Source organism: Streptococcus sp. 2022WUSS037, assembly GCF_044427225.1.
Classification (GTDB): Bacteria; Bacillota; Bacilli; order Lactobacillales; family Streptococcaceae; genus Streptococcus.
In genome coordinates this window covers 62,920-68,919 of sequence record NZ_JAOTGJ010000009.1, presented here as the reverse complement: position 1 = coordinate 68,919, position 6,000 = coordinate 62,920, and the positions used below count along the sequence as shown (strand labels likewise).

Sequence of the window (6,000 nt, the reverse complement as noted above, 5' to 3'; positions counted from 1 at the left end):
ATAACAGATGCTTCAGTAATACTGCCCGTTTTCTCACAGTATGCGAGAACTTTTTTACGAAAATCTAATGAATATGCCATAAATACATTATACCACAAATGTACTGTTTTTGTTTCATTTTACTATAGAAAGCTACTTCTTCAGTTTAAACATTATTAATTATTCAAAATAAATTTTTCAAAATTAAATCTCTTAACGACAACAGTAAACGTCACAATTACTACGAACAGTAAGATGGCTATGAAAACAATCGTTTCAAAAATTCCTAATATTAAAACTCCTGACGATTGGGATATCAGCATCCCTAAAATAGGAAACACTATTAACATCGCAATTCCTTGTGCAGATTTGCTATTTTTGAAATATTGTGAACTTCCAATAATGAGCAGAATTGACAATGAGATAAGTAATGGAGAAATGACGAAAACAACTAACAACCAAGTAAGATTCGGTAAGATAATATGCCCAAAGTTGCTCCAACCTAATGTATTAACCATCGTTGAATAGATGATAACTGACGTAATCGTTACTAAAAATGCTGGTATTGCACATGCAAGAGCCTTGCCCAAAATTAAGTTCTTAGGAGATAAGGGAGTATATAACACCCCCTCCATGGTCTTGTTCTCCTTCTCACCAATAAGACTACTTACTGCCAATATGGAAGAAGCCATGATTGGAACCAACATGAATAACGGTAAAAAGAAATAGGTAAAAATAGCATAATATGGTAAGTTTGCAGAAGTCACATAGCTTGGATACTTTAAAATTTGAAAGTGTTCTAAAAAATCACTTAATCCAGCAATACTAGTGGTGACACCTCCATTAGCACCAAAGACCAATATCAGAGAGGGAAGCAATATGCTAATAATAATCGGAGGAAGGAACAGACTCAATAACAATCCCTTATCTTTTAGTAACTCAATTAAATCTTTTTTAACAATTACTTTAATTTGATAGCTCTTCATGATGAGTACCTCCAACAATTCTAAAGTATATATCTTTTAAAGATTCGGTTTCCTGATGAATACCGTAAATAGCATTTTCTTTAGCTGATAATTTTTTTACAATTTCTGGTATGCTGTCAATCCTATTTACCTTAATATGGAACTCAGTATTTGAACATTTCAATATAGCCCCAAGATAGGACAGTTCTTCCAAGTCATTTGGATGAAAATGCCCTTGAAATTGGACTATATTATCTGGTTTTCGAAGTGCATCTAAGTCACCACTTTGCAAGATACAACCGTTTTTTAGGATACCTATACTATCTACCACTCCATCCATTCCATAAAGATAGTGAGTGCACATAATAATTGTAATACCTTCTTTTTTCAGCTGTTTGATAAAACTATAAAATTCATCAATTGCCTCTGGATCCAAACCTGTCGTAGGTTCATCCAATATCAATACTTCTGGATTATGCAACATAGCTCTAGCGAGCATAACTTTTTGTCTGTTCCCTTTACTAAGACTCCCTACAACCATGTCTAGATACTGATCTAACCGAAATAACTTTTTTAAAATACTTATTCTAGAGTCAATCTGACTATTGTCCATACCATAAATTTCTCCCCAAATAGCCAGGTTCTCCTGAACAGTTAGGTTTTCGTAGAGATTTCCATCATTTTGAACACCAATACGTTGCAACAACTCTGTTCTTGATTTTTCCGTCAGTATCGTATCAAATAGTTTAACCGATCCCTTATCAGGATGTAATAACCCTAAAATAATTCGCATTAAGGTCGTTTTTCCAGCACCATTTGGTCCAAGTAATGCAAAGACCTGACCTCGCTCAATTTTTATAGAAACATTATTAATAATACTTTTTGAACCAATTGTTTTCTGAATTCCATTCAATTCAACAATCATTTTAATCCCTCCTAAACCTATAAAATCGATGAGAAATGGAGTATGCTCATGAATAGAAATGAGACCGTAAAAAATTCATCTTCAGTATTTAGAAATATTTCTAAATAGAATTATACTCTGTTTTTATTGTTTGTCAAGAACTATTTTGATATTTTTCTAAATAGATTTCAAAAAAACAGACCACTCTTTATGGTCTGTCAAATACTGCTTATCTTTCTCCTTTATTGCGGATCACAAAGCCTGTTTTCTTTTCGCTTGATGTACGTTGGTGTGGTTTTTTGTTGTCCTGACGGCGGTTGTCACGCTTGAACTTGTCATCACGACGGTTGCGGTCATTGCGGTCGCCACGGCGTCCTACACGGTCTCGATTGCGGTCACCGTCACGACGACCACCACGTCCACCTTTACCCTTGGCTTGTCCAGGAGCAAATTTGAATGGCAGTGGTTTTTCACGTGCGATTTCAACTTCTGGCATGCTATCTGGATCTTGTACGGTCAGACTAAGTACGTAGAGAGCAAGCTCTTCAGGCGTAAATTCAGTCGCCAACTTGATTGCATCTTTCTTGAACTTATCGAAATTGCTACGGATGGTTTCATCAGCCATTTCGCGCTCAATCTTCTTCAAAGCAACTTTCTTCTTGGCTTCAAATGCTTCCTGAGCAGTTGCAGGCTTGAGACCTTTCATACGTTTCTTGGTCAAATCTTCGATGATTGCCAAGTAGCCCATCTCGTTTGGCGAAACAAAGGTAATAGACTGACCTGATTGACCCGCACGACCTGTACGACCGATACGGTGCACATAGCTTTCTGGGTCCTGTGGAATATCGTAGTTATAGACATGCGTTACACCTGAAATATCCAATCCACGCGCCGCAACGTCCGTCGCAACAAGAACGTCAATCTGGTCATTTTTAAAATCACGGATGACACGGAGGCGCTTGTTCTGGTCCAAATCTCCGTGGATACCTTCTGCACGGAAGCCACGCAGTTTCAAACCACGAGTCAATTCATCGACACGGCGCTTAGTACGACCGAAGACGATAGACAATTCAGGCTGGTCAACGTCCATAAGACGAGTCATGGTGTCGAATTTTTCATGTTCTTTAACACGGATATAGTATTGGTCTACGTTGACGTTGGTCAATTCCTTAGCCGCAATCTTAACGTGCTCAGGCTCTTTCATGAACTTGACACCAATACGTTTGATTGGCTCTGGCATGGTCGCAGAAAATAGAAGGGTCTGGCGACTTTCAGGAACACGCTCAATAATCGCTTCAATATCGTCCAAGAATCCCATGTTGAGCATTTCATCTGCCTCGTCAAGAATGAGGGTTTCAACACCGTCAAGTTTGAGGGCTTTTCTCTTAATCAAGTCCAAGAGACGACCAGGTGTGCCAACAACGATGTGGGCACCTGAGCGAAGGGCCTTGATTTGTTTTTCAATGCTTGAGCCACCGTAAACAGAGCGGACTTTCACACCCTTTTCACGACCAAATTTGAAGAGTTCTTCCTGACTCTGCACCGCCAACTCACGTGTTGGGGCAATAATCAGGGCTTGAACTGCTTGATTGTTGGTGTCAATTTTGTTGAGGGTTGGCAGACCGAAGGCTGCAGTTTTCCCTGTACCCGTCTGGGCTTGACCAATCACATCTTTTCCTTCCAGAGCAAGCGGAATAGTCTGCTCCTGGATAGGTGACGGCGTTTCAAAACCAGCCTTCTCAACGGCAAGCAAAATGTCTTCGGACAACTGTAAATCTGTAAATTTCAATTATGATACCAAGTGCGTTAAGAAAACAAGGTGAAAATAGGAGACTGACGCAGTGGAAAAAGAATAACAGCACTATTCTTATTATAAGTCAACATCTCAGCGCAGTGGTTGATTGGCTTTAACAGTCTGGGAGACTGTTAAAGGTTGGAGATAAGATTTGCGAAGCAAATCTCAGCAATTCGTATTACATACTCCAAATCTGACCTCTACGACTGATGCGAACAAAGTTCGCTTCATCTCCAACCACCAACTGTCTCCCAGACAGTTGGTGCTATGCGGGGGTGGGAGTGAAACAGTCTGGGAATAGACTGTTTCAGCTCAACAACTTGCAACGAGAAATTGTTGACGAACTCTATCGCTTTCTAGTTCTGTCCCACTCCCTATCTTTTTCACGAAGTTTTTAGCACGGGTTCGAATGCTCTTCCCGAACTAGTTTCCTAACGCATTTCCTTTCTTTTACAAGGCAGTGCGAAGCTACCTTATCTAACTTTTTTTGTAACAATTATTTCCACTGGCAGCGAACTAACCAGTATCAGACTTGCAACTTATCTAGTATATCACATTCTAGGCGTAAAGGTTGGCTTTTACCTTGAAAATTAAAATAATACGTTTTCATAAAAAGCAATCCCTTGCGAGATTGCTTGATTTTACTTCAATTCCTTTTTGGAAAATAGCAGAGCACCGCAGATGAAGTAGCCCAAGCTAAAAATCCGTGCCAAGATTGATGGCCAAGAGAGCAAGTTCTCCAAGTCAGCCGCGACAGATAATTGTGAAAACATCATAAAGTCCGCAAAAAAATCCGTTTTAAGAAGAATACCTGTCGCCATCATGAATAATTGATCAAATAAGAAGGCAATTAAAATATACACCATGTAAGCTTGATAAATTTTTGGGAAAACAACAAACAAGATTGTACAAAAACTAGCAATCACAATATAAAAGGGCAACTGATACACAAAACCTTCTAAAAGTACCCCGTAGTCTGCCGCCCCATTCATCATCTGACGAGCAAAACCAGTCAGCATATAGGCAAACAAGACATAGAAGACACAAAGCCCCACACTAGACAACCACTTGTGAGTAAAAATCTTCAAACGATTCTGGGTACGTACTAGGCTATTATTGACTGTCCGAAACTGAAAATCCTCCCCAAAGAAAATCTTGGCTGGTGCCACAAAAAAGAGTGGCAACAAATTTGTCCAGTTAGACAGAATGTCCTCAGCCCCAACCGCAGTCAGTTCCTGACTACTGCTATAAGCCAAAATCAGACTGAGGACGATCAAGATTGCCAGACTAACCAAGGACAATTTTTCCTTACGAATACGATACCAATCCGCTTTCACCAAATTCATTTTCCATTTCCTCCTACTTCAACAAACCCAAATAATACTCTTCCAAATGCTGACCCTGACGGTAAATCTCCAGAATTTCAACCCCTGATTGACCAACCAAATCAATAAGAGATTGAACATGTTCATCCGCATCCAAGACCAAACCAGCCTCTTCCAGACTGACTGCAAGCCCCTTTTCTTCCAAATACATCTTCACACGAGCATTGTCTGCCGTATCCAGATAGAGCTTTCTCGCCACGACCGCTGCCAAATCAGCCCTGGTCAAATCACGGATAACCTTGCCCTTGTGCATAATCACAAAGCGATCCGCCAATAGTTCCAACTCCGACAAGATATGACTAGAAATCAAGACCGTCATCCCATACTCATCCCGCAAGCGCAGGATGATGTCACGCACCTCCTTGATCCCAGACGGATCCAAACCATTGATCGGCTCATCCAAAATCAAAAACTCTGGAAAATCAATAATCGCCAAGGCAATGGACATCCGCTGCCGCATCCCAAGCGAAAAATTCTTGACCTTCTTCTTCCGGTCCACATCCCCCAGACCCACTAAGTCCAGCACCTGTTGGATACGCTCCGTTGGATTTTCTAAGGACAATTGCAGAGCTGCGTACATGAGATTGTCCCAGGCAGACAGATTGGGGTAAAGCGTGGGCGACTCGATAATAGCCCCAATCTTAACTGGTTTTGGAAAGACCAGCTGACCCGTCGTTGGAAAAATCAGCCCTGACAAGATTCGGATAAGAGTTGTTTTCCCCGCACCATTTTGTCCAACTAAACCACAAATCTCTCCACGCTGGATGGCGAAAGATACCTGATCCACCGCCGCCTGCTGACCATAATTTTTACTCATATTTTCTATTCGTAATAAAACATTTTCCATATTCATAAAACTCTCCTCTTTGTATCTTTGTTTTGTTGTCTTAATTGTATCAAGTAAACAATACAGAGTCAAGTCTAAAAATAAAAAAATCTGGAAAACCAATTCAAAAAAAATAAAACCTATAC

Annotated in this window: 6 protein-coding genes; all 6 read right to left on the bottom strand. The window is 40.2% G+C overall.

What is annotated here, in order from left to right:
• Nucleotides 1–80 (bottom strand): IS630 transposase-related protein (locus ODU55_RS05370; protein WP_226314317.1); only part of this gene is annotated, 80 nt, incomplete at its 3' end.
• A 75-nt stretch (nucleotides 81–155) separates the two neighbouring features.
• Complete coding sequence (locus tag ODU55_RS05365) at nucleotides 156–965, bottom strand: ABC transporter permease subunit (RefSeq protein WP_398582151.1); 810 nt, start codon at nucleotides 963–965, stop codon at nucleotides 156–158.
• The gene (locus ODU55_RS05360) at nucleotides 946–1,869 is read right to left on the bottom strand and encodes an ABC transporter ATP-binding protein (protein ID WP_398582150.1); all 924 of its coding nucleotides are present in this window, start codon (nucleotides 1,867–1,869) and stop codon (nucleotides 946–948) included. Before ODU55_RS05360 ends, ODU55_RS05365 begins: the two co-directional genes overlap by 20 nt.
• 208 nt (nucleotides 1,870–2,077) lie before the next feature.
• The gene (locus ODU55_RS05355) at nucleotides 2,078–3,637 is read right to left on the bottom strand and encodes a DEAD/DEAH box helicase (protein WP_398582149.1); all 1,560 of its coding nucleotides are present in this window, start codon (nucleotides 3,635–3,637) and stop codon (nucleotides 2,078–2,080) included.
• Nucleotides 3,638–4,284: 647 nt separating this feature from the next.
• The gene (locus ODU55_RS05350; protein ID WP_398582148.1) at nucleotides 4,285–4,989 is read right to left on the bottom strand and encodes a hypothetical protein; all 705 of its coding nucleotides are present in this window, start codon (nucleotides 4,987–4,989) and stop codon (nucleotides 4,285–4,287) included.
• Nucleotides 4,990–5,002: 13 nt separating this feature from the next.
• Nucleotides 5,003–5,881 (bottom strand): ATP-binding cassette domain-containing protein, encoded by an 879-nt coding sequence (locus tag ODU55_RS05345; RefSeq protein WP_398582146.1) that lies wholly within the window; start codon nucleotides 5,879–5,881, stop codon nucleotides 5,003–5,005.
• Nucleotides 5,882–6,000: the final 119 nt, after the last annotated feature.

Bases quoted from the DNA above. Each gene is read 5' to 3' on its own strand.
- ODU55_RS05360 (WP_398582150.1), bottom strand. From the start codon at position 1,869: ATGATTGTTGAATTGAATGGAATTCAGAAAACAATTGGTTCAAAAAGT.
- ODU55_RS05365 (WP_398582151.1), bottom strand. From the start codon at position 965: ATGAAGAGCTATCAAATTAAAGTAATTGTTAAAAAAGATTTAATTGAG.
- ODU55_RS05345 (WP_398582146.1), bottom strand. From the start codon at position 5,881: ATGAATATGGAAAATGTTTTATTACGAATAGAAAATATGAGTAAAAAT.
- ODU55_RS05350 (WP_398582148.1), bottom strand. From the start codon at position 4,989: ATGAATTTGGTGAAAGCGGATTGGTATCGTATTCGTAAGGAAAAATTG.